The organism is Marinobacter manganoxydans MnI7-9 (assembly GCF_000235625.1).
GTDB classification, from domain to species: Bacteria; Pseudomonadota; Gammaproteobacteria; order Pseudomonadales; family Oleiphilaceae; genus Marinobacter; species Marinobacter manganoxydans.
In genome coordinates, this window is record NZ_AGTR01000044.1 from 58,264 (window position 1) to 82,660 (window position 24,397).

General features: G+C 58.9%; 23 protein-coding genes. 15 read left to right on the forward strand and 8 right to left on the reverse strand.

Translation table 11 applies throughout. From position 1 onward, the window contains the following. Positions 1-10: 10 nt before the first annotated feature. Both trpD and trpC read left to right on the forward strand, forming a co-directional pair. Positions 11-1,039 (forward strand): anthranilate phosphoribosyltransferase, encoded by a 1,029-nt coding sequence (gene trpD, locus KYE_RS11365; RefSeq protein WP_008173396.1) that lies wholly within the window; start codon positions 11-13, stop codon positions 1,037-1,039. A gap of 164 nt (positions 1,040-1,203) precedes the next feature. Further along, positions 1,204-2,025, forward strand: a complete 822-nt coding sequence (trpC, locus tag KYE_RS11370) for an indole-3-glycerol phosphate synthase TrpC (RefSeq protein WP_008173398.1) — start codon at positions 1,204-1,206, stop codon at positions 2,023-2,025. 134 nt (positions 2,026-2,159) lie between these two features. Here the strand turns inward: trpC and KYE_RS11375 are convergent, their stop codons facing one another. The 4 genes from KYE_RS11375 to KYE_RS11390 all read right to left on the reverse strand — a co-directional run bounded on the left by KYE_RS11375 (position 2,160) and on the right by KYE_RS11390 (position 5,399). After that, positions 2,160-2,777, reverse strand: coding sequence for a DUF4202 domain-containing protein (locus KYE_RS11375; protein ID WP_008173400.1), 618 nt, complete (start codon positions 2,775-2,777; stop codon positions 2,160-2,162). Positions 2,778-2,813: 36 nt separating this feature from the next. After that, positions 2,814-3,431 (reverse strand): glutathione S-transferase family protein, encoded by a 618-nt coding sequence (locus tag KYE_RS11380; protein ID WP_008173402.1) that lies wholly within the window; start codon positions 3,429-3,431, stop codon positions 2,814-2,816. 91 nt (positions 3,432-3,522) lie between these two features. Continuing rightward, on the reverse strand, positions 3,523-4,257 hold the full coding sequence (locus tag KYE_RS11385) for an alpha/beta fold hydrolase (protein WP_008173405.1): 735 nt from the start codon (positions 4,255-4,257) through the stop codon (positions 3,523-3,525). Positions 4,258-4,298: 41 nt separating this feature from the next. Next, entirely contained in the window at positions 4,299-5,399 is a 1,101-nt protein-coding gene (locus KYE_RS11390) for a M14 family zinc carboxypeptidase (protein WP_008173407.1), read from the reverse strand. 299 nt (positions 5,400-5,698) lie between these two features. Between KYE_RS11390 and KYE_RS11395 the strand changes: the two genes are divergently transcribed. The 4 genes from KYE_RS11395 (at position 5,699) to KYE_RS11410 (ending at position 9,790) form a co-directional block, all read left to right on the forward strand. Continuing rightward, the gene (locus tag KYE_RS11395; protein WP_008173409.1) at positions 5,699-6,664 is read left to right on the forward strand and encodes an ABC transporter substrate-binding protein; all 966 of its coding nucleotides are present in this window, start codon (positions 5,699-5,701) and stop codon (positions 6,662-6,664) included. Between the two features lie 96 nt (positions 6,665-6,760). Next, positions 6,761-7,795, forward strand: coding sequence for an ABC transporter permease (locus KYE_RS11400; RefSeq protein ID WP_008173411.1), 1,035 nt, complete (start codon positions 6,761-6,763; stop codon positions 7,793-7,795). 11 nt (positions 7,796-7,806) lie between these two features. Next, a complete protein-coding gene (locus KYE_RS11405; RefSeq protein ID WP_008173413.1) occupies positions 7,807-8,865 on the forward strand; it encodes a quaternary amine ABC transporter ATP-binding protein in 1,059 nt (352 codons plus the stop codon). Between the two features lie 82 nt (positions 8,866-8,947). Further along, entirely contained in the window at positions 8,948-9,790 is an 843-nt protein-coding gene (locus KYE_RS11410; protein ID WP_008173414.1) for a substrate-binding periplasmic protein, read from the forward strand. Here the strand turns inward: KYE_RS11410 and KYE_RS11415 are convergent. Continuing rightward, entirely contained in the window at positions 9,766-10,740 is a 975-nt protein-coding gene (locus KYE_RS11415) for an META domain-containing protein (RefSeq protein ID WP_227497823.1), read from the reverse strand. The two genes, KYE_RS11410 and KYE_RS11415, sit on opposite strands and share 25 nt — an antisense overlap. A 138-nt stretch (positions 10,741-10,878) precedes the next feature. Here KYE_RS11415 and KYE_RS11420 point away from each other — a divergent pair, with 138 nt between their 5' ends. The 6 genes from KYE_RS11420 (at position 10,879) to modC (ending at position 16,194) form a co-directional block, all read left to right on the forward strand. Continuing rightward, on the forward strand, positions 10,879-11,625 hold the full coding sequence (locus KYE_RS11420) for a glutathione S-transferase family protein (RefSeq protein WP_008173418.1): 747 nt from the start codon (positions 10,879-10,881) through the stop codon (positions 11,623-11,625). A gap of 108 nt (positions 11,626-11,733) precedes the next feature. Continuing rightward, positions 11,734-12,720 (forward strand): sterol desaturase family protein, encoded by a 987-nt coding sequence (locus KYE_RS11425; RefSeq protein WP_008173420.1) that lies wholly within the window; start codon positions 11,734-11,736, stop codon positions 12,718-12,720. Continuing rightward, a complete protein-coding gene (locus tag KYE_RS11430; protein WP_008173421.1) occupies positions 12,680-13,648 on the forward strand; it encodes an alpha/beta hydrolase in 969 nt (322 codons plus the stop codon). The genes KYE_RS11425 and KYE_RS11430 overlap by 41 nt, the downstream gene beginning before the upstream one ends. Beyond that, a complete protein-coding gene (gene modA, locus KYE_RS11435; protein ID WP_008173423.1) occupies positions 13,632-14,435 on the forward strand; it encodes a molybdate ABC transporter substrate-binding protein in 804 nt (267 codons plus the stop codon). The genes KYE_RS11430 and modA overlap by 17 nt, the downstream gene beginning before the upstream one ends. Next, positions 14,435-15,115 carry a molybdate ABC transporter permease subunit gene (gene modB / locus KYE_RS11440; protein ID WP_008173425.1) on the forward strand — a complete coding sequence of 227 codons (681 nt, stop codon included), beginning with the start codon at positions 14,435-14,437 and terminating at the stop codon, positions 15,113-15,115. Before modA ends, modB begins: the two co-directional genes overlap by 1 nt. Further along, entirely contained in the window at positions 15,112-16,194 is a 1,083-nt protein-coding gene (gene modC, locus KYE_RS11445; protein WP_008173427.1) for a molybdenum ABC transporter ATP-binding protein, read from the forward strand. The genes modB and modC overlap by 4 nt, the downstream gene beginning before the upstream one ends. 82 nt (positions 16,195-16,276) lie before the next feature. On the opposite strand, the gene crp is transcribed toward modC, so the two are convergent. Then, positions 16,277-16,918: a cAMP-activated global transcriptional regulator CRP gene (gene crp, locus KYE_RS11450; protein WP_007153756.1), complete on the reverse strand. Its 642-nt coding sequence runs from the start codon at positions 16,916-16,918 to the stop codon at positions 16,277-16,279. Between the two features lie 265 nt (positions 16,919-17,183). Here crp and KYE_RS11455 point away from each other — a divergent pair, with 265 nt between their 5' ends. The 3 genes from KYE_RS11455 (at position 17,184) to KYE_RS11465 (ending at position 19,632) form a co-directional block, all read left to right on the forward strand. After that, entirely contained in the window at positions 17,184-17,606 is a 423-nt protein-coding gene (locus tag KYE_RS11455) for an OsmC family protein (protein WP_008173433.1), read from the forward strand. 247 nt (positions 17,607-17,853) lie between these two features. Beyond that, positions 17,854-18,648 (forward strand): adenosylmethionine decarboxylase, encoded by a 795-nt coding sequence (gene speD / locus KYE_RS11460; protein ID WP_008173437.1) that lies wholly within the window; start codon positions 17,854-17,856, stop codon positions 18,646-18,648. 135 nt (positions 18,649-18,783) lie between these two features. Further along, a complete protein-coding gene (locus tag KYE_RS11465; RefSeq protein ID WP_008173439.1) occupies positions 18,784-19,632 on the forward strand; it encodes a pirin family protein in 849 nt (282 codons plus the stop codon). A 5-nt stretch (positions 19,633-19,637) separates the two neighbouring features. Here the strand turns inward: KYE_RS11465 and KYE_RS11470 are convergent, their stop codons facing one another. After that, positions 19,638-20,504, reverse strand: coding sequence for a phosphoribulokinase (locus KYE_RS11470; protein WP_008173441.1), 867 nt, complete (start codon positions 20,502-20,504; stop codon positions 19,638-19,640). 18 nt (positions 20,505-20,522) lie between these two features. Further along, positions 20,523-24,284 carry a DUF1631 family protein gene (locus KYE_RS11475; protein WP_008173443.1) on the reverse strand — a complete coding sequence of 1,254 codons (3,762 nt, stop codon included), beginning with the start codon at positions 24,282-24,284 and terminating at the stop codon, positions 20,523-20,525. Between the last annotated feature and the right edge of the window lie 113 nt (positions 24,285-24,397).

Genomic DNA, 24,397 nt, shown 5'->3' on the forward strand with positions numbered 1-24,397 from the left:
AGGCCGACACATGGACATGAAAGAAGCTCTCAACCGCATTGCCTCCAACCTGGACCTTTCCCGGGAGGAAATGAAGGACGTGATGCGTATCGTCATGAACGGCGAGGCCACAGACGCCCAGATCGGCGCTTTTCTCATGGGGTTGCGTCTGAAGAGCGAAACCATTGACGAAATCACCGGCGCCACCGAGGTTATGCGCGAACTGGCCACCAAGGTTACGGTCAAGGCCGAACCCCTGGTGGACATCGTCGGCACCGGCGGCGATGGCGCCAACCTGTTCAACGTGTCTTCCGCCGCCTCCTTCGTGGTGGCAGCAGCCGGCGGCTTTGTGGCCAAGCACGGCAACCGGGCAGTTTCCTCAAAGAGCGGCAGTGCCGACCTGTTGGAAAAGCTGGGCATCAATCTGAGCATGAAACCGGAAGAGGTGGCCCGCTGCGTCGAGGAAATTGGTGTCGGCTTCATGTTCGCTCCGGCCCACCACGGTGCCATGAAACATGCCATCGGCCCCCGCAAGGAGCTGGGCTGCCGGACCATTTTCAACATCCTGGGCCCGATGACCAACCCGGCGGGCGTTAAACGCCAATTGGTGGGCGTGTTCAACCGGGAGCTGTGTCGCCCGATGGCGGAGGTGCTGCATCGCCTTGGGGCCGAGCACATCATGGTCGTTTGCTCCAAAGACGGCCTGGACGAAATCAGTCTTGCCAGCGCGACCCATGTAGCCGAACTGAAGAACGGCGAAGTCACCGAGTACGACATCACCCCCGAGGATCTCGGCATCAAGAGCCAGGCTCTGGTGGGCCTGACCGTGGACACCGCCGACGATTCCTTAAAGCTGATCAAGGCAGCCTTCGGTCGTGGCCACGATGAAATGGCCGAGAAAGCCCGGGACCTGATTGCCCTCAATGCTGGCGCAGCGATCTATGTCGCTGGTTTGGCCAAGACGCCGAAAGAAGGTGTGGATATGGCCCTCGACGCCATGGGCTCTGGCCTCGCTGCCGGCAAGATGTCGGAGCTGGCTGATTTTTCCCAGTGCTTTTGATCCCGGCCTGCTGATTTTGCAGCCGGACGAGCCGGAGGGGAGGGAGCTTCCAAAACACGCCCGTGAATACGTCCATGTAGGGCTTGGCTGCAGCCATCCGTGGCTGCAGACAGTTTTGGAAGCTCCCTCCCCTCCGGCTCTCGCTAACTTTTTACGAGCCTGATATGACTGACAGACATCTGGATAAAACACCGACAATCCTTCGGAAAATTGTTGATCGTAAGTGGGAAGAAATTGACGAGCGCAAGCGCCAAGTCTCGATTGCAGATCTGAAGGCCAAAGCTGGTGATCAACCGGCAGCCCGAGGTTTTGCTAATGCTCTGCGCAGCCGAATTGAACAGCAGACTCCCGCTGTTATCGCAGAAATCAAAAAAGCCTCACCAAGCAAGGGCATTCTGCGGGATCCGTTCGAACCAGCGGTCATTGCCGAGAGCTACGAGAAAGGCGGCGCCGCTTGTCTTTCGGTACTGACCGACCGCGACTTCTTCCAGGGCGACGAGGACTATCTGGTCGCCGCCCGCAATGCCTGCAGTCTGCCCGTGATCCGCAAGGACTTCATGGTCGCGCCCTATCAGGTCTACGAGAGCCGGGCCATTGGCGCCGACTGCATCCTTCTGATCGCCGCCTGCCTGACCAAAGACCAGATGCAAGAGCTGGAAGGTATTGCCCATGAAATCGGTCTGGATGTGTTGGTCGAAGTGCACGATGGTGAGGAACTGGATGATGCGTTGACGCTGACGACGCCTCTGGTCGGCATCAACAACCGGAACCTGCATACCTTTGATGTGTCGTTGGAAACCACGTTTGATCTGCACGAGCGGATCTCACAGGACCGACTAACCATTACGGAAAGTGGCATCATGACCCGCAATGACGTCGAGGCCATGACCAACCGTGGGATCTACGGTTTCCTGGTCGGTGAGTCGTTCATGCGGGCGGAAGAGCCTGGTTCGAAATTGAGGGAGCTGTTTTTCCCCGCAGGCTGACTCCTTCAGATGGGGCGAGTCGGCGGGTGGAGCTTTCCAAAATCGTGCGGAGCCAGGGATGGCGGAGCCGAGCGTACAAGGATGTATTCACAGCGTATTTTGGAAAGCTCCACCCGCCGATTCGCATGCTCCCATCAGACATCAGGCTCCGCCAAAGCCTCCTGCAACAACTCCAACAAGTGCGCCGGCATCCCCTCTGCCAGCTTGAGTGCCGCCTCGTGCCCACGGGGCGACATCTTGCCCCAGGTCCGGCGCACTATGCGTAGCCACTTCTCCCGATCGTAGTCCGCTTTTTCCTCATAGAAATCTGCGAAATATCGTTCCAGGAAGACCATGCAGGCCACGTCCTCCAGCAGTTGAGTGTCGGCATCCTGCCTCAGTTCGCGCTTGGTCAGGATGGTCTCCACCCGATCGCACTCCTCCTTCGGGTAGCCACAATCCGCCATGATTTCTGCAGCACGCCGGCCATGCATACGGCCACAGGCCTGACGCCACTGGTAATAGGCTTTACGACCTTCCGGATAGTCCTTCCGCGGCATCGTCCACCGCTCAATGTGCTGGGCGCGGCAGGCGATCTGCATGCGTTCGAAAGGGTCGGATTCAAGCTCGAACAGCCAGCGGGTCATGTGCAGGCTGTAGGCGTATTCCTTCGGGAGGCGTTCGTTGTCGAAAGACTCCTGATTGGGGTCGGCCTTATTGGCTGCGTCAATAGACGCCAGCGCGCACTGGAGTCTTGAATCCGTTGTGGTCATTAAGATCTCTCTTCTGGTTTCTGACTGGCCTGTGGCTCAGACCTGGGCAGAGGGGCGTTCCTTGATGCGGTCGTACCAGGCCTGCAGATTGGCCTGCTCAGGTTTGATCCGGATGCCCACCACCCGCGCGAATGCCACTGTTGTGAAAGCGTTGATATCGGCGGCCGTAAAGCGGTCGCAGCAGATGTATTCCTTGCCTTCGAGCTGCTTGTCGAGGAAGTGCATGAACTTCTCAACGCTCTTGCCGCATTCCTCACCCCACTCCTTGATCGGGTTCATCCGGTCCTTGAAATAGCCGGTGGTGTGCTGAAAACACATGCCAGTGGGCATGAAGAAGAACAGCTCGATCCACCGGAGCCACTGCTCAAGCTGGGCTTTTTCAAGCGGGGTGTCGCCCATCAGGGTCGGCGTGTCCGGGTAGCTCTCTTCGAAATAGCGGCAGATTGCCATGGTCTCGGCAATACAGGTGCCGTCATCCAGTTCCATCACAGGCACTTTCTTCATCGGATTTCGGGCGACAAATTCAGGTGTCAGGTTTTCACCCTTCTGCAGGTCAATCTCGATGAATTCGGCCTTGTCCAACAGGCCTTTCTCGGCCATGAACATGCGCACGCGGCGGGGGTTAGGGGCGGTTTTGGTTTCGAAGATTTTCATTATTATCGGCTCCGTTCCTGATCAATGGCGGCTTTGACGGTTCAAAACGAGAAGACTGACCGGAAAGAAGAGTTGCGTCAAGCAACCGGCGTTACCGGGGCAGCCAGTTGCGGATCTGCTGGATAATCCACTCCGGATCGTCCAGTGGAAGGTCATGGCCAGCATCCGGGTGCAGTTTCATGGTCCATTGCCAGCGCTGCTCCAGCGTGGAACTGCAGCGCCAGTGAACGATGCGATCGCCGCGGCTGGCGAGAATCAGGGCATCTGGCACAGGACGCTTTTCACCGGGTTTGTAGCGGGCGGCAGCCGCCAACTGGTTGATCGCATTGCGGGTACTGACGGGGCGTTGTCGTTGTATGCTGTACCACTGTTTTGCCAGTGACAGAGGCACCTCACGGTTAGACGTGAGCCGGAGAATATCCCGCTCACGGTCAAACAACTCCTGACGGGCCAGCAGCCGCAGAATTCGCGGCCAGACCCCAGGCCGCATGCGTTTCCAGGGCGGGCTGAAGCCGGAACTGGTATTGATCAGGACCAGATTCTGGATCTGACCATCCGCAGCCTGCTGGGCCCAGTCCAGGGCCACCATACCGCCCATGGAAAGTGCCAGGATGCTGAAAGGACCGGGGATATGGCTAACGTGCCTGGAGACAGCTTCCCGAATCGCCGCTACCGTTGCCGGACTGTCTTCTCGATATCGCACGCCCGTCCCGGGCAGGTCGACCAGATGGAACTGGTGCTCGGGAAATGCCTCCCCAAGGCGAGCCGGGAAGCTGCCCCAGTGGGCGTGTTCCCGAGTCAGACCCCGCAACAGAATCCAGTGCATACGATAGTTCCGATTGATGGATGCCAGGGCCGGCTGGATCGCTAGAGAGTATCGCGATACCAGTGCATGATCGCGGCTTCTTTCAGCATGGACTCCTCATCCCGAGCCGGCAACCAGTTTTCGTGGCTGGCGGCGGCGTTAATCAGGAAGTCCATCCAGGTCAGATGGCTGCGCAGGACCCGCTTGTGCCGGTGCGGAACCAGGGGATTGAAAAAGCCGTCGAGTCTCAGCAACTGACGGGGCCGCTTGCGAATCCAGCGCCAGGAGCCCATCTCCAGGGTCAGGGGCAGGAAAACACCGGCATTTTCGCGATTGACCTGTTTGTAGAAGTAATCCCACAAGTCGCCATGGGTGAGATAGTGGCGGGACTGGGGCTCGAAACGGTAGTCGTGATTTGGGTATGACTGCTCCCAGATAAGCTTCAGCGCCATAACCGATGCGACTCGACGCATGGGTCGACGCCGGTAGGCGTAGGGAAACCAGATCTGGTCCTGCATCCCGAATCCGGAATGGCAGTCCAGTGCCACACTGAACGGCCGCCCCGGCAGCAGCTGTTTTATGACCGCCTCAAGAGCCAGGTTTTCGGGCTCCATGCCCTGTTCAGGGTCGCCGGTGTACCACGGCAATCGGGGTGAAATTCTCTGGCCGCCGAGCAGGAATGCGCTACGTTCCTGGGCCTGGATCGGCGCATTGCGCATCAGGTCCACGCCGTTGGGATTACTGCGCTGATTCAGGTACATACCGCCCGGGTTAAGGATTGGCAAAAGGGTAATTCGAACCTTCTGCAACAACCCCAGCAAATGTTCGTCCCAGGTCACTCTGGCGAGTAGCGACTTCAGCCAGGCCATCACTACCTGGCTTCCAATGCGTTCAAGCCCGTGCACGCCGCCAACAAGCAATACCGCTGGCACATCGGGCCGGGAAGATCCGATATCTACACGGTAGATGGGCAAGGAGAGGTCCTTGAGGGCGACCCGCTCCACCACTTCGGTTGTGATGAAATCCGGCGCTTCCGCCAGGATGCGCTCCAGGCCAACGAGCTCCGGCAGGAAGGTTCTCAGCAACCTTCGCTGACGCCCATCCCGGGAGGCCTGCTCGTGGCTGATTGATGTGTGAGGTGTCAGGTCGCGCAGCTCTGTCATGCTGTTCTCCGGGTTCAGGTACCCGGAGTGTATCCATCGATTACTACACCTTCTTGACAGTTCTCCCGGGGCATAATGTGTCTCTTTTAAAGACGCATTTGGAATACGCCCTTGTAACTGAGCTGAGGTTCGTTATCCTTACAGTTAAGTATTAACCGAGACCTCGTGATTTGTTCGACCTTAACAGCGACCATGAAAGAGCTGTTTTCCCGATCCTTATGGATCGCCGTCCCCTCGTATCGGCACTAACACCGACAACACCCTCCAAAAATCACAAACCCTGAAAAGGAGAAGTGACTATGCGAAAGCTTAAGTCTGCTGCACTGCTTTGCGCGCTATCCGTACCCGTCGCGGCCCAGGCCAATTGCGGCGAGGTATCCATTACCGAAATGAACTGGGCGTCCAACACGGTCGTCACCAACGTGGCCACCTTCATCATGGAGCAGGGTTACGGCTGTGACGTCACCATTGTTCCTTCCGATACCGTTCCGGCGGTAACTTCCGTTGCCGAAAACGGTGAGCCTGACATCGTCACCGAGCTGTGGCTGAACTCCGCGGGCGAGGCCTACCTGCGCCTTGAAGAACAGGGCAAAGTGGAGCGCCTTGGCAAGGTTCTGGATCCGGGCGGCGTTGAAGGCTGGTGGATTCCCACCTACCTCGCGGAAGAGCATCCGGAGCTGAAGACCATCGAGGGCATCATGGCCAATCCTGAGCTCGTTGGCGGCACCTTCAACAACTGCCCGGACGGCTGGGGCTGCCGAGTTGTGAGTGACAACCTGGTTCGTGCCCTGGATCTGGAAGAGTCCGGCATTGACGTATTCAACCATGGTTCCGGTGAGACCCTGGCGTCCTCCATGGCGTCTGCTGTCCAGAACAAAGAGCCCTGGTTCGGCTACTACTGGGGTCCGACCGTCCCGCTCGGCAAGTACGACATGACCCGGGTTGATCTCGGCGACATCAAGCCGGACGTGCACCAGAAAAACCAGACGCCGGATGTCGACAATCCGGGCGTATCCGACTTCCCGGCGGCAACGGTTCTGACGTCGATCACTACCAGCTTCAAAGAGCGCGAGCCGGAAGTGGCCGAGATGCTCAGCAAGCTGACGTTCAAGACCGAGACCATGAGCAGCATCCTGGCCTGGATGGACTCCAACAATGCCTCGGGCGAAGAAGCTGCGGTTTACTACCTCAGCAACAACAGCGACGAGTGGTCAACCTGGCTGAACGACTCCGCGCGTGAGCGTCTGGCCAACGTTCTTAACTGATTGACCTGCCCCTCCCGGGGCATCCTTCGGGATGCCCCGGGTCGTTTCCCGAAAACCGTTCTGATTCCAGACGTGCGCAGGAGAGACTGACCGCCCATGGCAACCTACGATTCCCTTTTTTCATCGCTCGGCCTTGAGCAATGGTGCTCGGAAGGCAAAAGCAGCGGCCCCATGTCGATGGCCGACCTGCTGAATAAAACCAAGGGAGAGAGCGCCGAACCGGCCTCTATATGGGAACTCCCGTTTCCGTCCATGGACGCCCTGAACGAATCCTGCTCCGCCTTCCCCCAGTCCCGGGAACTTACCAAGGGCCTGGAACAGGGATTTCTGGCAATAAAGGACAGCCTGAGTCTGGTTCTCGATCCATTGACCCAGCCTCTTAGCTGGTTCCTGGATGGCGCACTTTACGCCATGCTGAACACGCCCTGGTGGATCGTGATTCCACTGTTACTGGCGGTTGTTTACGTGGTCACCAAATCCTGGAAACTGATGCTCTTTGTAGGCGGCAGTATCGTGCTACTGGCCTTCATCGACCATTACGATTACGCCATGCAAACACTGGCGATCATTTTTGTATGTGCCTTCCTCTGTGTCTTGCTGGGGGTACCCATAGGCATCGCCATGGCACGCAGCAATTCCCTGCAACGGATGATCATACCGGTGCTGGACATGCTGCAGACGCTGCCACCTTTTGTGTATCTGATCCCGCTTATCTTCCTGTTCAGTGTTACCGAATCAAAGCTGTACGGCATCGCCATCATCCTCTACGCGATTGTTCCTGTGATCCGGCTGACGAACCTGGGCATCCGGCTGGTAGACAAGGACGTGATTGAGGCCGCAGACGCCTTTGGCATGACGCCCCGACAGAAACTCTACAAGGTGCAGATCCCGTTGGCGCTGCCCAACATCATGGCAGGGGTTAACCAGACCATCATGATGAGTCTTGCAATGGTTGTTATCGCATCCCTGGTTTCCGCGCCCGGGCTTGGCGTTCTGGTCCTGCGGGGCATCCGTAATCTGGAACTGGGTGTTGGCCTGGTATCCGGCCTTGGCATCGTGATCCTGGCGGTTATTCTCGACAGGGTAACCAAGGCGTCCCTGGCACGAATTAACGTCTCCCAGAAGCAGTGAGGAAAGCCCCCATGGCAAAAGACATCAAGATTTCGATCCGGAACCTTTACAAGATCTTCGGCCCGACCCCGGATGTTGCCCTGGAGTATGTTCGCAAGGGCATGGGCAAAGCCGATCTGCTGGAGCAGCAGCGACACGTACTCGGTCTGCGTGATATCAACGTGGACATCCACGATGGCGAGATCACGGTCATCATGGGCCTTTCCGGCTCCGGAAAGTCCACACTCATCCGGCACCTGAACCGACTGATCGACCCCACGGCCGGCGAAATCCGTGTCGATGGCGAAGACATCATGAGCTACAGCGAAGAGCAGCTGCGAAAGCTTCGCCGCGAGCGGATGTCGATGGTGTTCCAGAAGTTTGCCCTGCTGCCCCACAAAACCGTGCTCGAGAACGCCGGCATGGCCAAGGACATTCGCGGCTATACGACATCGGACTTTGAGGCCGACGCCCGAAAATGGCTCGCGCGGGTTGGTCTGGAGGGTAACGAATACCAGTATCCACACCAGCTGTCCGGTGGCATGCAACAGCGGGTGGGCATCGCCCGAGCCCTGGTGTCCGACGCCCCGATCATGTTGATGGACGAAGCTTTCTCGGCACTGGATCCGCTGATTCGGTCCGATATGCAGGACCTGTTGCTGGAGCTCCAGGAAGAACTGCAGAAAACCATCGTGTTCATCACCCATGATCTTGATGAGGCCTTGAAACTGGCCGACCACCTGGTCATCCTGAAAGATGGCGAAGTAGTGCAGCAGGGAGATCCCCAGGAAATCCTGCTCAATCCCGGCGATCCCTACATCGTCGACTTCATCAGCGATATCAATCGGGCACGGGTGCTGAGGGTACGATCGGTCATGAGTCCCCCGGATGACGGTGACTCCACGTTCGCCGGTGACATCTCGGAAAAGGACAACCTTGAAACGGTACTGCTGAAATCCGACGGGGATATGTCTCTGAATTTCCGGGTAGTCCGGGACGATCAGCACGTGGGCACCCTGCACATGAAAGACCTCGCCCGGGCGCTGGTGCCGACCGCCGCGTCGGCTGACAGGAACAAAACCGCAGCCTAGGGGCTTTTAGCCATTACAAAACCGCGACCAGGGTCTATGCTTCAGGGAGAGCCGACGTCATCGGCATCCCGGTTTTATCACCATGGCAAAAACCCTGGTTCTTTCCATCGCGCTCTTTCTTGCCGCCTGCTCGCAGCCAGAGGACCCGCCACCGCTGGTTCCTGAAACAGCGGCAAAGGCAACGAAGACCGCTCCCGCTGCGCCGGCTCCCACAGAGCCGCGCCAAAGCGTTGTCATTGCCGCTGATCCCTGGTGTCCTCACAATTGTATAGCCGGCTCCGAGCACGAAGGCTATATGATAGATATTGCCAGGGAGGCGTTTGGCCTCTACGGTATCAATGTCGAGTACGTGAACATGAGCTGGGCGCGGGCCCTGCAACAGGCCCGGGACGGGTATATTGATGCGGTTGTCGGAGCCCTTCCGGGGGATGCGCCGGACTTCGTGTTTCCGGACGCCGCTACTGGTTACTCGACGATCGCGCTCTACACCCACCCTGACAACACCTGGCAGTACGCTGGCATCGACTCACTCAGCCAATCCAAGCTGCTGGCGATCAACGGCTACGCTTACTCACCGGAACTGGACAGCTATATCGAGAAGTACCAGGACGATCCAGAGCGGGTCTGGGTGCTGTCCGGGCCGGCACCACTGAGCCGGGCAATCGAACTCCTGCACCAGCAGCGCTCTGACGTATTCCCGGAAGACCGCTATGTGATGCAGTGGCAACTGGAGCAGGAGAACAACACGGAAAGCCTGCGAATGGCCGCGGTGATCCACGAGTCGCCGATCTACGTTGCATTTTCACCGATCGGCCGTGATTCCGCCCAGCTCGCAGCGCTCCTGTCAGAGGGAGCGAGAGCCCTGCAAAGCAGTGGGCGGGTGGCAGAGATCCTGACGCGCTATGGACTGTCGTGGTCAGACTGAAACGCCCGGATAGACTCACCGCCCGGTGTCGACAACAGCAGTTGGCCCTGCTGCCCGATCCGCACTGAATTCACCTGGTCCAGCAGGTTCAGAAACCGCTCCTCCTGATTCATCAGCGCGGGCGCACAGGCCATCCGTGTTGATGCCAGTGGGCCTATAGCCATGCCCTCTCCCCTGAGTTCATAGGTGCCAGTGTATCGGTTGCAAGACGCCCTGCCCGCGATCCGATTGCCCTCAAGAAACTCGATCGTGATCCGGGACCGATCGATGATGCCTGCGCCCGCAAGATCCTCAACAACCCAGATTGCGCCCCGTAACAGACGCTGGCGATCACCACCACATCCCCTGAACTCATCATCACCGACCTGCAGGCGCACCTGCGCGGGATATTGAGCCCTGGACATGCTGTCGTCACAGAGCTGACGGGCGACTGTCAGGGTAATGGGGAGATCTGCCAGCGTCGCCACAAATGTCCGCCCATGCCGGTTGGCTGTTTTGACTTCAACCGGTACCCGACGGGTTCCCTGTTCCTCGAAAGGCCGTGTTATCAAGAGCTCACCGCCTTCGAGCGTCGCGTGCCAGAAAGGCTCATTCCCCCGCGCCTCAAACGGCATTTCCAGATCGCCAGGCTGCAAACACTCCGGATAGGTTTGCCCCTTCACTGTCAGGGTCGCTTTTTCACCCTTGCTCCAGAACCGCGTCTGCTCGTCGCCGGGGGTTACGTACAATGCGCCCGAGGCACTTACCTCCGGCTTGAGCAGAATACGTCGATCCAGATAGTCGATGCTGATCAGATCGCTGTCGTCGGTGCCGGAGACGGAAATATCGAGTTGCCCGCAAGCATAGCTCGCGGAAACCGGCTGACTGGTTTTGGATAGAGAGGAGCAGGCGGAGATGGCAAGGCTCGCCGCAGTGACGACGGACAACATCAAAACTCGTCGTGAGTGCATGGTCAGTTCCCTTGTGAGCGTCTTTTCGGCCTACAGTTTAGAACCCAACGACCGATGAGGCCACCATGGGCATCAGATGGGACTTCTTATACCGCCCCACCGGCAGTATGCTAGAACGCTGAACCAAGGAGACACTCCATGGCACTGAAACTTTACCAATTTGCCATTTCCCACTACTGCGAAAAAATACGCTGGGCCCTGGACTACAAGGGGCTCAACTACGAAACGGTGAACCTGCTGCCGGGACAACATGTGAAAACCATCCGGAAACTGACCGGTGAAGCCTCCTCTGTGCCGGTACTGGACCATGACGGCCACGTGGTTCAGGGCTCGGCCGCCATTCTGGATTACCTGGACCAGACGTTTCCCGAGCACCCGCTGACACCGGCAGACCCGGACGTTCGTGAGCAGGCGCTGGCCTGGGAGCGCCGGCTTGACGAGGAAGCGGGGCCGGCTATCCGCTGCTATTCCTACCACCACTTCCTGCAGCGCCCCAAAATTGTGGTGCCCATGCTGGCCGCGGGAACGCCTTTCTATAACCGGATACTGCTCAGCCTTGCTTTCAGCCGGGTTGATGAAGTCATGCGTCAGTGGATGAAGATCAACGAAAAAACCTCTGAAAAGTCCCGCCAGGTCATGGAAGAGTTGCTCACCGAGCTGGCTGCCATCTACGCCGAAAGGCCTTTCCTGGCCGGCGACCAGTTTTCGCGCGCAGACCTGACCGCAGCCGCCCTGTTTGCACCCATGTTCCAGCCCGCACAGTATCCGGTGCCATGGCCGAAAACTGCGCGAATTCCCAAAGACATCAAACATTGGCTGGACAAGTGGCAGCCACAGATCCGGGCTCTGGAAAAAGTGTACGAAGACAACCGTCGACCAGGCTGAGTACCGGATTGTCGGAATCCGTTAGCCAATCTGGCGTGAACCGACATTCCGGTTTCCGGGTTACGTGCCAGAATAAACGGACTTGATGAGGAAACCGGCAGAAACCCGATGGCTTTGACCGACATGATACTGGCCGTACTGGAAGACAGCGGCCTGCTTTCTCTCTGGGCGATGGCTGCGCCGTGGCTGGCGCTGGATGAACGCCAACTGATCTTTGTGATTGCAACACCGGTTTTTGTGGGCGTTACCCTGTGGGAATACCTGAAGATTCGCCACGATCCGCAGCTGATGGATACCCGTGAGGCGGTCAGAAACTTTGCCCTAGGCGCCGGCTATCAGGTGACCGAACTGCTCTTCGCCGGCCTCATTGCCTTCCCTGTCTATGCCCTGTGCTACCACTACCGGCTGTTTGATCTGGAATTGAACGGATTCACCGTGCTGCTGGCTTTTCTGGGGGTGGACTTCTGTTTCTACTGGATGCACAGGGCCAGTCACAGGGTACGCTGGTTCTGGGCGGCCCATGTGGTTCACCATTCCTCCGAGCGGATGAACTTCTCCACTGCCATGCGCCAGAATGCCACCAACATTTTCAACGGCATGTGGGTGTTCTACCTGCCCCTGGCGCTGCTGGGACTCAATCCTGTCTGGATCGGCGTAGCCTATGCCCTGTCGCTGGTCTACCAGTTCTTTATTCACACCACTTTGGTCGGGAAGCTGCCCGGCTGGATCGAACTGGTGTTCAACACGCCCAGCCATCACCGCGTCCATCATGGCCGAAATCCCGGCTACATCGACCGTAATTACGGCGGCACGCTGATAGTGTGGGATCGCCTGTTCGGCACGTTTGTCGATGAAAATGCCCAGGATCCGCCCGAATACGGCATCACCCGGCCTGTTCGCTCCAATAACCTGATTGTGCTCTGGACCCACGAATACGTGGACCTGTTCCGCGACATGGCACAGCCCGGCGGATTATTGTCTCGCCTTACCCATCTATGGAAACCGCCGGAGTGGCAACGCCCGGCTGCGGAGAAAAACAACAAGGAACCGGGTCGTGACAACGAACGAACACCCTCTGACGCTGAGCAGTGGTGATGACCACAGTATAGCCGGAACAGTCTTTACCCCGACGGCTCCCACCGGCCTTCTGATCATCAGCCACGGCATGGCCGAGCATGGCGACCGTTACCAGTCCCTCGCTCGCTGGCTCTGCGAACGCGGCATGGCCGTTATCACCTTTCACCACCGGGGCCATGGCCCGAATTCAGGAGTCGAGAACCTGGGGCACTATGCGGACCAGAACGGCTGGGCCAGCGTGTTGGCCGACCTGCACCAGGTGGTCCAGCACGCCCGTTCACAGTTTCCCGGGCTGCCGGTCAACCTGCTGGGCCACAGCATGGGCTCGTTCATTGCCCAGGGTTACGCCCAGAGGCACGGTGATTCCCTGGATACCCTGATCCTGAGCGCCACCAACCGGATTGATCGAGGCCAGCTATTGGCATCCCGGGCCCTGATCGGCCTGATCCGACTGCTCCGGGGCAAGCGGCACCGCAGCCCGTTGATTACCCGCATGACGTTTGAGCAGTTCAATCGCCGGTTCCGCCCCAACCGGACCCATGCCGATTGGCTCAGCCGCGATCCGCACCAGGTTGACGCCTACGTTGCCGATCCGCTTTGCGGGTTCCAATGCTCAACCGGGCTCTGGCTGGATTTTATCGGCGGCATGCTGGCCATCAAACCGCCGACCTGGCGCAAAGACCTGCCTGTGCACCTGTTCTCTGGAACGGCGGACGCGGTTGGTGAAATGGGTCGCGGCGTGCGCCAGCACTTTCAGGCCATTCGAGAGGCGGGCGTTGGCCATGTGACCCTGAGGTTGTTTGAGGGCGGGCGCCATGAGATGCTCAACGAAACCAACCGGGACGAGGTGTGGCAATACTTGCATTCCCTGTGCCTGCATAGGGACAATGCGTCTGCCCAATCAACCGCCGAACAGAAAGCCCTGCTCCATGCCAGAGCCCCATGAACGCCGCACCAGAATCTGCCACCCAATAACCCGGGCTTTCGCCTGCCTGTGCGTGTTGTTCAGTTTTGCTTCCGGAGCCATCGCCGGCGAAGTCAGTATTGGTGTGGCCGCAAACTTCACCGATACCACCCGGGAACTGACCAGGCACTTTGAAGCGGAAACCGGTCACCGGGTATCCGCCAGCTTTGGCTCTACCGGCAAACTTTACGCCCAGATCAGGAACGGCGCGCCCTTCGACGTATTCATGGCGGCCGACGTGCTCAGGCCAGAGCTGATCGAAGAGGCCCAGGCCGGGGTCAACGGAACCCGCTTTACCTATGCCCGGGGCAAGCTGGTGCTCTGGAGTCCGGCGCCCGATGCATTTGAGGATGCCCCGCGCTATCTGGAGCAGCAACCCTTCGCCAGACTGGCCATCGCCAACCCGAAAACCGCACCCTATGGCCTGGCTGCCCAGCAGGTTCTTGAGCACATCGGCCAATGGCAAACGTTGCAACCGAAACTGGTCCGCGGTGATTCCATAGCCCAGACGTTCCAGTTTGTTGTCAGTCGCAATGCCCAGGCCGGTTTCGTGGCCGCTTCCCAGGTGAAAGTCTGGGACGAGGATGCCGGCACCCTATGGCAGGTGCCTCAGGCCTATTACCAGCCCATTGACCAGCAGGCCATCCTGCTGAACCGGGGCGCCAGCAATGAAGCAGCCCGCGCCTGGATGGATTTCCTGAAATCCGATACTGCCATCGGCATCATCCGGAGCTATGGTTACGACCAAGGACATGACGCGATCAACTGATGTTTGAAACCTACTGGGATCCAGTCTGGCTGACCCTGAAACTGGCCACGACAACCACTCTGCTGCTGTTGCTGATAGGCACGCCCATCGCCTGGTGGCTCGCCCGAACCCGGCACTGGCTGCGCCAGCCGGTGGCGGCCGTGGTCGCGCTGCCTCTGGTTCTGCCGCCCACGGTCCTTGGCTTTTACCTGCTGCTGGTGATGGGGCCGGAAGGCTGGGTTGGCCAGGTCACCCAGTCGCTCGGCATCGGGCTGTTGCCGTTTACCTTCGAGGGTCTGGTGGTGGCTTCCGTGATCTATTCCCTGCCGTTTACGGTGCAACCGCTGCAGAATGCCTTCGAGTCGGTTGGCGACCGTTTCCTCGAGGTCGCTGCCACGCTTCGCGCCGCGCCCTGGGATCGCTTCCTGTTTGTTGCCGTGCCCCTTGCCCGCAACGGTTTCCTCACTGCCGCCGTACTGACCTTCGCCCATACCATTGGCGAGTTCGGCGTGATTCTGATGATCGGGGGTAACATTCCCGGGGAAACCAAAGTTCTCTCCGTTGCTATCTATGACCACGTGGAATCCCTCGAATACACCGAGGCACACTGGCTTTCTGCCGGCATGGTGGTGTTCTCCTTCGTGGTTCTGGTCACCCTCTACGCTCTCAACGGTAAGGCCCGGTCGGGAGCACTGAGATGAGCGAAAAGAAAAGCATCTCTGCCCGCTTCCGTTGCGCGTTTCCCGGGTTTGGTCTGGACGTTGACCTGACCCTGCCCGGCACGGGCATCACCGCCCTGTTCGGGCATTCCGGCTGCGGCAAGACCACTGTTTTGCGCTGTATGGCGGGCCTTCACCGCGCAGAGGGAGCCATGACCGTTCTCGACGAACACTGGCAAAGCGCTGATACTTTCCTGCCGGTTCATAAACGTCCCCTCGCCTATGTATTCCAGGAAACCCACCTGTTTCCCCATCTGACCGTGCGCAAGAATCTTGAATTCGGATACCGGCGTATTCCGGCCACGGACCGGCAGATCGGGTTTGACGAGGCAGTGAACTGGCTGGGACTCGGCGGCCACCTGGACCGTATGCCCGCAGGCCTGTCCGGGGGCGAGCGCCAGCGGGTAGCGATAGCCCGCGCGCTGCTGACCAGTCCCCGGCTGTTACTTATGGACGAACCGATGTCAGCCCTGGACAAAGCCAGCAAACACGACATCCTGCCCTATCTGGAGCGTCTTAGGGACGCCCTGGCCATCCCGATCGTATATGTCTCCCACTCTACCGCAGAGGTGGCCCGGCTCGCCGACCATCTGGTGGTCATGGAGGACGGCAAGGTGTTAGCCAGCGGGCCGACCCGGGAGACACTTGCACGCATGGATAACCCGTTCCGTCTCGAGGACGACGCGGGCGTGCTTGTGGAGGGGACAATAAGAGAACTGGATCAGCGCTGGCACCTGGCGCGCTTTGAGTTCGACGGTGGCTCCCTGTGGCTGCGCCGGGACAACGGCATGAAAATCGGGGATCGGGTCCGGATCCAGTTGCTGTCCCGGGACATCAGCCTGGCTCTGGAAGAGAACCCTGACCAGAGCATCCAGAACCTGGTTCCGGCAACCATTGACCGGATTGAGCCGGACGTTACCCCCGGCGTCAGTATCGTCCGCCTGCTCGCCGGACCCACACCGGTCATGTCCCGACTGACCACCCGGGCTGTTGACCAGCTGGCTCTGGAACCCGGCCGGCAGGTGTGGATGCAGATCAAGTCCGTGGCCCTGGCCGACTGACACCGGCGCCCCTGCCCCAACCAGAAAGGCCGCTGATATCAGCGGCCTTTCTTGCTACATCGATGCTCTGCTATACGGAGACTCAGCGGGTGCCGTACACCACCATCGTTTTGCCCTTGACCCGAACCAGGCCCTGATCTTCCAGGGTCTTCAGAACCCGTCCAACCATCTCCCGGGAACAACCCACGATACGGCCGATTTCCTGGCGGGTAATCTTGATCTGCATGCCGTCCGGGTGGGTCATGGCATCCGGTTCCTTGCAGAGATCCAGCAGGGTGCGGGCGACCCGACCGGTCACATCCAGGAACGCGAGATCACCCACCTTGCGCGTGGTCTGGCGGAGGCGGGAAGCCATCTGCTCACCAATGAAATACAGAACCCTGGGATCCTGCTGGGCAATCTCACGGAATTTGGTGTAGCTGATCTCCGCCACTTCGCACTCGGTCTTGGCCTTTACCCAGGCGCTGCGGGAATCCATGTTGTCGAACAGTCCCATTTCACCGAAAAAGTCACCGGCGTTCAGGTAGGCCATGATCATCTCGCGACCATCGTCGTCTTCAATGATAACCGTCACCGAGCCTTTGACGATGTAGAACAGGGAATCGCTCTTGTCCCCGGCATAGATAATCGTGCTCTTGGCTGGGTAACGGCGGCGATGGCACTGCGAAAGGAAATAGTCGAGATGCTTTGTTTTCTGCTCAACCGGCTTGACGATAGTGGCCATAATGCGAGTCGTGCCTCCTCAGATACTGGCGGGTCCCAATGTTTGTTATGCACCCGGCTTTCCTTGCGGGTTCGTTCTTTTTTACTGCAAAACTGCGCAACTTATAACAAGAAGGTCTGTTGCGGGCAACCGGAAAGAGTATACAACATGTATCCGAGATCGGCCTGCCTGGCGAAGCCGGTTGTGCTAGCATCCGGCCACAGGTCATCTTTATCGGGGCCAACACACCAGTTGGTCCCGCGTCATCACAACGGAGAGTCGTCCCATGAAAGCAACCGTAGACTGGACCGGCAACGCCAGTTTCAAAGCCACCAGCGGCAGTGGCCACAGCGTGCAGCTTGATGGCCCGCCAGACCACGGCGGTGAGAACCTGGGCCCGCGCCCCATGGAAATGCTGCTGATGGGGCTCGGAGGCTGTTCGGCGTTCGACGTCATGAGCATCCTGAAGAAAAGCCGCCAGGACGTGACCGCTTGCCACGCCGAGCTCGAAGCAGAGCGGGCCGACGCGGTTCCGGCGGTGTTTACACGCATTCACCTGCACTTCGTAGTAACCGGAAACAGCCTGAAAGACAATCTGGTCAAGCGGGCCGTGGGCCTGTCGGCAGAAAAGTACTGCTCCGCATCTATCATGCTTGAGAAGGCCGGCGTCGAGATCAGTCACAGCTACGAGGTTCACCAGGCGTCATAACACGTGTGAGAAATCTCGCCAGGGCCGCTCATGGACCGATTCCCCGGGCCGGATGCAGGGGAAATCACGAATGCTAAAATGTCATTGCGAATACTATTCAACGTCACTTGCGGTGTGCATAATACGCACCCTCTCCGCCGGTCTGCGCAAAAGGTGAACAACCCGGTCAGTAGTCGGTGGCGGCCTCGGCAGAGCTCAGCAATGCAGCTCTGCAGTCATTCATCTCCACGATCCGGAGGGGCTGAGCATGGAATCAAAACTCCAGCTGCATGGTTTCAACAACCTGACCAAATCCCTGAGCTTTAACATCTACGACATCTGTTATGCGCAGACCGAAGAACAACGCAAGGCCTATATCGACTACATCGACGAGATGTACAACGCCGAGCGCCTGACCCAGATTCTGACCGACGTCGTCAAGATTATCGGCGCCAACGTTCTTAACATCGCGCGTCAGGACTACGAGCCCCATGGCGCATCTGTCACCATGCTGATCGCCGAGCACGAGCTCACCAATGGCGAAGAGCCCGACAACGAAGAGTCTCCCGGACCGCTGCCGGATACCATCGTGGCCCACCTGGACAAGAGTCACGTCACGGTGCACACCTACCCGGAAAGCCATCCCCACGATGGCGTGAGCACCTTCCGCGCTGACATCGACGTATCCACCTGTGGCCTGATCTCACCGCTGAAAGTGCTGAACTACCTGATCCACAGCTTTGATTCTGATGTCGTTACCGTGGACTACCGGGTTCGCGGCTTTACCCGTGATGTGGACGGCACCAAGCACTACATTGATCACGATATCAATTCGATCCAGAACTACCTGACCGAAGATACCCAGAACGCGTATCAGATGATCGATGTGAACGTGTACCAGGAGAACCTGTTCCACACCAAGATGATGCTGAAGAACTTCAACCTCGATAACTATGTGTTCGGGGTGAACGCCGGTGATCTTGATCCCGCCGAAGCGCAGTCCATCGAGGACCGTCTGCGTCGGGAAATGCTGGAAATCTTCTATTCCCGCAACGTCGAATGATCGCCTCCTGTGGCGCCCCGCCCGGGGCGTCACGGGTCCTTCAGTTTTTTTGATGTCACCCCCCAGATTTCTGCGTTTTATTCTCTCCTCCCATCCCGTTTAAATAGAGCCAAGAGCTAACGAGAGGAGGACATCATGACCCTGCGCTCCCTGAAACAGATCATACCCGCCCTGGAAACGTCCGACGGTGCCGGCGTGCGCATCAAGCGTTCCATTGGCCAGCAACAGAACATTCGCCTTGACCCGTTCCTGATGCTGGACGAGTTTGGTTCCGCCGAGGCCGCCGACTATATCGCAGGCTTCCCCTCGCACCCCCATCGGGGGTTCGAAACCGTGACCTATATGATCGAGGGGCACATGCTGCATGAAGATCATCTCGGAAACCGGGGCGACCTGCGCAATGGTGGTGTGCAATGGATGACCGCCGGTCGCGGCATCATCCATTCGGAGATGCCCCAGCAGGAAGAAGGCGTGATGCGCGGTTTTCAGCTCTGGCTGAACCTGCCAGCGGCGGAAAAAATGACGAAGGCCGGCTACCGGGACATCCAGCCGGAAGAGATTCCGGAGCTTGCCTTCGACGGTGGCAAACTGAAGCTCATTGCCGGCTCATTACAGATCGATGGCCAGGCCCATGCAGGGGCGATGCCCGATCGCACCACCCAGCCGATCTACGCGGATATTCACCTGGCATCCGATGGGAGCCTGAGACTGCTCCTTCCGGAAGGCCACAACGCCATGCTCTATCTTTACGAGGGTAGCGCGAGCCTGGGGGAAAGCTCGCTGCAGCGAAGCGCCGCAAACGTTCTTTCCGACGACGGCGACCAGATCGAACTCCATGCGGGGCAAGCCGGAGCGCGACTCCTGCTGATTGCCGGCAAACCGATCGGCGAGCCGGTGGTCCAGTATGGTCCGTTTGTGATGAATACCCGAGAAGAGATCGAACAGACGCTCCGGGATTACCGGGATGGACGCCTGACGGCCTGACGGCCTCAGGCAAACGGCTTTCTTGCCATCAGCCGCTGCACCATCGGCCGTACGATCAGGTCCATGGCCAGCGGCATTTTTGTGCCCGGAACCACCAGGGTGTCGTGTCTCGACAGGCTGCTGCCTGCAATCACCTGCAGCAGATAGGGAAAGTCCACCTCTGACTGATCCCGGAACCGGATCACCAGCATGCTTTCGTCCTCAGTGGGAACTTCCCGGACGACAAAGGGGTTGGAAGTATCGACCAGGGGAATGCGCTGGAAATTGATGTGGGTGTGCGAGAATTGGGGCACGATGTCGTGCACATAGTCATCCATGCGGTTGATGATAGTTTCCACCACCGCCTCCTGGCTGTAGCCCCGCTTGTGCGTGTCCCGGTGGATCTTCTGGATCCATTCAAGATTCACAATCGGAACCACACCGATCAGCAGGTCCACATACTGGGCGATATTGCAGGTTTCGCTGACCACACCCCCATGAAGCCCCTCGTAAAACAGCAGATCGGTATCGGCGGGCAAAGGCCCCCAGGGCGTGAAGGTGCCGGGCTTGTGCCCGGCTTCAACCAGCCTGCGATCCTCATCGTGAACGTATTGACGATACCGACCGTTGCCGGTGTGGCCGTAGTCGTAGAACAGTGCTTCCAGCTTGTCGATGTGATTGGCGGCCAGCGCAAAGTGGTTGCGCTCACCGAACTGGCCCTTGGCCGCAAGCCTGGCCATCTGTTCACGGTTGTAGCGATGGAAACTGTCACCGCTGACCATTGCGGCGTTCAGCCCCTCACTGGCAAACATCCGGCTGAAAATCTGGCCGGTGGTCGTGGTGCCCGCTCCGGACGAACCGGTAACCGCGATGATGGGATGACGTTTTGACATAGAGGCAGGTTGCCGGAATCAGGTTAGGCTGTCGAGCAGACGGGGTTTTTCAACCACGAAGCCCTGAGCGTAGTCCACACCCAGCTGTCGGAGCATGTCCAGAACGTCCCGGGATTCAACCTGGGAGGCAATCACTTCCCGGTTCATGTAGTGGGCCATATCCACCATTGAGCGCACCATTGCCCGGTCAGTCTCGCTGGTCGACAGCTGGCCGGTAAAGGCGCTGTCGATCTTAATCAGGTCTACCGGTAACGAACGCATGAACTCGAACGAACTGGGGCCACTGCCAAAGTTGCCGAGACAGAACCGGCAGCCAAGTTCTTTCATCTCAATGATGAAGTCTGCCACTGACTGGACGTCGTTAATCGCCGAGGCCTCGGTAATCTCGAACCACAGCCGCTCGATAGGCGCATCTTTCTCACTCAGCTTTTCGTAGATGAACTCCAGCAGCGACTGGTCATTCATGGAATAGCCGGACAGGTTGATGCAGACGCCGCCGAAATGCCTCGGGTCCGGCGCCTGTTCCCTGAGCCAGTCCAGCATGTGACCAACAACCCAGCGATCCACGGCCTGCATACGGTCATAACGCTCGGCCATGCGCACGAAGTCCCGACCGGTAATGAGGTTGCCCTCGTCATCGTACATGCTGATCAGCACCTCATACTGCGCAGCCATGGAGGACTTCGCATGCAGAGGGATGATCTTCTGGCAACGCAGCAGCATGCGCTCCTCATTCAGGTCGCTGAGGCTGGCAACCTTGGCGGCAATCTGCTCCTGACGGGCCTGGTCATCGGCGTCCAGGGCATACTCCGAAACCTTCCCGTGGCCCTGCTGGCGAGACGCGGCAAGCGCCTGCTCCGACGCCCGTAACCAGCGTTCAGCACTGACCAGGGCCGGCAACGTGGGGACCACACCGGCGCTGGCTGAGAGCCGGTAGTCGCGACCACCAAAACTGAACTCGGCGGCCTCCACTGCCCGGATGAGATCTCTTGCCGCGTCGCTGGCACTCTCGGACGGCACCAGCATGGCAAACTCATTGCCCGCAAGTCTGGCCACGGGCATACCGTCACCGACGTGGCTGCGCAGGATATCGGCAACCCGCTTCAGGGTCTCATCACCGGCCTGGTAGCCGGCGGTGTCGTTCAGCAGGCGGAACCTGCGGAGATCCAGGCGCACGAGGGAGCGCTCATCCTCCCGACGGGCCAACTGCTGATCGAGCATGCGCTCGAATTCGCGACGCCCGAGAAGGCCGGTCAATTCATCATGGGTGGAGGCCCAGGACAACTGGTCATAGACCTTGCGGACCATGCGATCGATACTCTCGTCCACCAGCGGGCGTTCATACTGGCTATCAGGCACGATGATGCCTTTTCGCATCTGCCGGGCCAGGGACTCCAGCTCCAATTCCACCACTCGCATGCCCTGGTGATTCACAAAGACAAAGCGGCTGAAACCGCGGGCCACCCAGACCAGACGAATGTACTGGGGTTCGTCCGGTTTTTCCTGGTCGCGAAGCCAGTCGCCGGTTCGCAATTTCTGCGCCCGGTTGATCCAGCGCTGAAGACTTCGTTGCTCCCGGTCGGACAGTTTTCTGGCATCCGGTTGCTCCGGTTTTGCCACTGGCACTTCAACCAGTTCGGGGCTTTTTTGCGGACTGCGAACCAGGAACTGCTTGAGCTCGTCCCGGATTTGCGAAGAAGGCATGTGGTTGCTGGAAATAGAGGCCAGACCATCCTGGATTACCCGCAGCAGCTCGGGCAGATTAATGGAGCTGTTCGGATCATCAGCGAAGGATAGGAGCGAATCGATAACGGCCAGGTAATCATGCCACAGCTGGCTGTCAGGCCCCTGCCGGATCCAGGTCAGCGAAAGCAGATCCCGCCAGCCACCATCCAACAGGCTGATTACCGCCTTTGGCACCTTGCGCCCACCCAGTTTGTTGTCCAGAACATCGGCCACAGCCTTTTTTGACTCGGCTACCTTCTGGGCCCCCTCTGCGGCCGCTGTCACTCGCTCGACATTCCGGCGATAGACAAGATTCTGGCGATCAATCAGGGTGTCCAGTTCCTGGACCGTTTGCTCGAATACCCCGGTGTCCTGCTCGAAGTCCGTTGTAATGCGCTCTACCAGCTCATCCACGCGACGCTGAACCACCGGATTGATGCGCCCGCCCTTTACCCCTAGCTGGGCCAGACGGTTCATCACCCCGCGTACCGGGCTATCCTGATCGTCAAAGAACGCAGGGTCCCTCATGACAACTTTGAGAACGGGCACTTCCAGCTGCCGCATGCGCTGCTGGGCATACTCGCTGAGCTTCGGGCTTTCCACCACCGATTTGAAAAACCGGTCGACCACATCGACCGTTTCCTGCTGTTCTTCATCCAGCCGGTTATCACCGCTTGCCTTTACTTTCTCTACCACCCGCTCCTTCAGGGGAGCCAGCTCCTCGCCAGTATCCACGGGCTGAGATTGCAGCTGCTGGAGTTCTCGCTGGAATTCTCCGGACGACAGAGGCCTGGCATTGGGCTGGAACGGCAAAGGCTCCGGATCGCCCCGGGCCACACGGCTCGCGCTCAGGGTATTCAGCAGGTTACGCACCGTGGCGAACGCAGTCTGGGCCGCCTGGGCATAACCCCGAAACTCGCCCCCCAGCATGCCGGCTCTGCGACGAGACTGGGGCTGTCCGGCGTCTTCGGCACCCGCCTTCGGCTTTGACTCTGCAGCAGCACTCTCCGCGGCAACCGGCTCGGGCTCCGCGGGCTCTTGTTGTGTCTCCGGCTTTGCCCCGGCCTGCTCGCTCAGATACTTGCTGAGATCCAGGTCCGGCAGAACACCGTGACGAATCAGAATATCGTTGAGTTCTTTGTAAAGAGGTCCCAGCTGTTGCAACACGGTCTGCTCAAAGACCCGCAGACAGACTTTCTCCACCTCCCGGGTCGCCTTGAGCTGGCTGAGGCCATTATGGAAGGCTTCGCAGACCAGGGAGGGCCCGAGGGGATTGTGGTGTCCCGTGGCGTTCGCGATGCCAAGTTTGTCCAGGCGAAGCTTGAGCTGCAGCAGATCGCCCCGATACTGGGTATCCGCCTTGGTCACCATCACCCGGATCGTCAACCAGTCCTCGAATTCGCCCTTGTCGACCACGGACAGCTCGGACCCCGGAAACCCCTTGGGGGCGGGCTTAAGTGGTGATTCCAGGCTGCGAGCCATCTGATGCCAGATGACCCGTTGCCGGGCCTGAATCTGGCCCGAAGCATCCATGTATTCATTGGCCTGCTGATCATTTACCGCTCTCTGGGCCGCCAGTTTGAGACCCTCCACCATTTGCACGAAACAGGCGTCCATCAACGGCTCGATAAACTGGGTCACCGCCTTGGCGGACTGGTGCAGGACAAACTGTACGCGGTCACTGGGCGCGCGGAGCGAGGAGCGATCCTGACTTCGGGAGCCCCCGCATTGCTGCAGCATGGCATCCACGGCTACCGGGTTGGGCCTGCTGAAATTGACCCCCATGGCGCCATCGATGCGACGGACAATACTGACATGAAGCTCGTGGCGGCGCGCACCATCCAGACCCCGAAAACGTATCACCAGTTCTGGGGGTATGCCGGAAGCAAACGCCCGATCCAGCTTCTTCGAGGTTTCACCCGAATAGCGGACGAACAGACCCTCCGCACAGAAATCGGCGATCTGACACGGCCAGGCTTCACCGGTTCCCAGATCAATCTGGGCGGCAAGCTTGATTGGTTGGCGGGGGCTGCTACGACGTTCTCTCGGATCCATGAACTACCTGATATCTCGCAAAGCCGGAACGATCACCGAACACAGCGCCCGGTACCGGCTCACGTCCCTGAAACGATGGCGGATGCCACCGGCTGCTACTATAGAGACCATGA